This window comes from Clostridium estertheticum (genome assembly GCF_018861295.1).
In the GTDB taxonomy this organism is placed as follows: Bacteria; Bacillota; Clostridia; order Clostridiales; family Clostridiaceae; genus Clostridium_AD; species Clostridium_AD estertheticum_D.
This window is the reverse complement of the sequence record NZ_JAHLDM010000068.1, coordinates 1-2557: the sequence shown is the minus strand read 5'-3', so window position 1 is coordinate 2557 and position 2557 is coordinate 1. Positions and strand designations below refer to the sequence as shown.

At 34.0% G+C, this 2557-nt stretch carries 2 protein-coding genes; both read left to right on the top strand.

Annotated features, from left to right (window positions below; translation table 11 throughout):
- On the top strand, positions 1-812 hold an 812-nt coding region (locus KPL54_RS25585; protein WP_216109298.1), incomplete at its 5' end, for an acyl-CoA dehydrogenase family protein.
- Between the two features lie 179 nt (positions 813-991).
- Positions 992-2293, top strand: a complete 1302-nt coding sequence (locus tag KPL54_RS25580; protein ID WP_253203810.1) for an MFS transporter — start codon at positions 992-994, stop codon at positions 2291-2293.
- The last annotated feature ends 264 nt before the right edge of the window (positions 2294-2557 follow it).

The window sequence follows — 2557 nt, the reverse complement described above, 5'->3', positions numbered from 1 at the left end:
CAATCTTTACATGTTTTGCATTAACTGAAGCAGCAGGCGGTTCAGGTGCAGATTTGCATACAATGGCTGTAAAAGACGGCGATGATTATATCATGAATGGTGAAAAAACATTGATTTCACATACAGATTGCTGTGAATTTGCATATGTAATTTGTGTTACAAATCCTGATGCTCCAAAAGATAAAAGATTGTCAGCATTCTTTGTACCTGTAAACACTCCAGGTTATGAAGTTCTTCCAATGCCTCATATGATGGGTTGTCGTGGTGCTGGACATGCAGAACTAAAATTCACTAATATGAGACTTAACAAGAAATATTTACTTGGTGAAGAGGGTGACGGTCTTAAAATTGCAATGCATTCATTATCCGTATCTAGAGCACATATTGCAGTAAGTAACCTTGGTATGGCTCAAAGAATGCTTGAAATGGCAATTAAAAGAGCAAAGGATAGAGTTACATTTGGTAAACCATTAGTTAAGAGACAAGCAATTCAGCAGATGATTGCTGATATGGGAACTGAAATATACGCATTAAGAAATATTGTATACGATTTTGCAAAAGATTATGAAGATGGTAAAGATATTGAAATGAAAGCAGCTATGTGTAAACTTCACAGTATCAACACTGTTAAATTAGTATCTGACTTTTGCCTTGAGATATTTGCTGGTATTGGATACTTTGAGGACAATCCTTATGGACCGCTTGAAAGAATGTACCGTGACTGTCGTGCAATGTGGTTAGAAGAAGGACCTAGAACCGTTCAAAGATTAACAATTTCTAGAAAACTTATTGCAAGTGATGGTGTAATTTAGTAGGGGAAACTATAAATAATTTTATATAAATTGAAGAAGAATACTCTTTCTTGACAATAATTGAGATAAATCAATCTGAAAATATTGTAAGGAAGAGCATTTTTTATGCGCAAAGATTCAAATGAAAATCCATATCATTATATTTTTTATTTATTATAAAATTTATGGAGGGAATGATTATGAATTTGAAAATTGGTAAAAAACGGTGGAAAACTATATTTCTGCTGACTGTATGTTATATGGTCTTGTATATGGATAGATCATGCATGTCAATGGCAGGGCCTACTATGATGGAACACTTTGGATGGAGTGCAACTCAGTTTGGTTTAGTTTCTACAGCATTTTTCATTGGTTATGCTTGTACCCAAATACCAGGTGGATGGTTAGCAGATCGATTTGGTGGAAGTAAGGTTGTAATGTTTGGAGCATTATGGTGGTCGATATTTGTTTTTATTACCCCTTTTGGAGCAACATTAGGTCTTATGATAGTAATACGTATTGTAATGGGATGTGGTGAAGGGGTTGCTTTACCTGCCATGTCTACAATAATTGCACAGTGGATACCTAAAAAAGAATCAGGGTTAGCTTGGGGACTAAGCATAATGGGGGTCTCTATAGGTATTGCGTTGGCAATGCCTATCTCTGCATGGATTATTAAGTTTTTTAATTGGCAGATGGTATTTCATTCATTTGCTTTTCTTGCACCTATTTGGGTTATTGTTTGGTGGAAGTTTGGCAAAAATAAGCCAGAAGATCATCCTACAATAAGCAAGAAAGAAATAGAATATATTAGATCTGATCAGGGTGCTTGGAAAAACGATTTAGGTCAGGTTGTTAATTTAACTTCTAAAGATATATTTTCAACTCCATCTGTATGGACCGGTGCAATATCATTTTTTTGCACCAACTATTTATTCTACTTATTTATGACTTGGTTGCCAACATATTTCGTAAAGGGTCGAGGGTTCTCGATGGGTACAAGTGCTATTTATACAATGATGCCTTATATTGTTGCAACATTCACATATCCGTTTGGTGGTTGGTTAGCAGACAAAGCAGCTGAAAAATTCGGACATAATATGGGGCGAAAGTTATTTCCTATGATTGGTATGGTAGGAGCAGGTGTCTTATTAATATTAGGATCTCAGGCTACTAGCGCTATGTCTGCGGTAGCGTTCATATCAGCATCAAATGGGGTATTATGTTTAACAATGGGTGGATATTATTCCATGCCAATAATCTTTTCTCCCAAAAATGCAGGTGTAATTACGGGTCTTTATGCGACATGCGCTACAATTGGAGGGATATTATCCCCATTAGTGACAGGGATTGTTGTTGATAATTATGGATATTCATATGCATTATATTTAGGAGCAGGAATATCTATATTGGGTGCGGTTATTTTATTGACAAGTCAAGTTCGGCCTATAGTGCCAATCTCGGAAAGAATTGCTGAGAATAAAACAATTACAAGTTTATAATTTTGTTTTTAGAGAAAATAAAAACATTTTTATGTATATTATAAATACATGCAGACAGTCTATTGATTTCATTAAATAACTATTAGAATATTTTGAATAATATTGCTATACTTATTTTGTTATCAAGTTTAGATAAGAATTTAACAAACAAATTAAACATAAAATTCAATTTAAAATAAAATTTAAGGAGGAATTATAATGTCAAAATTAAATGAAAAAGAGTTTCAGGCATACCTTAAACAAATAAGAGCTTTAGCAGAGGGT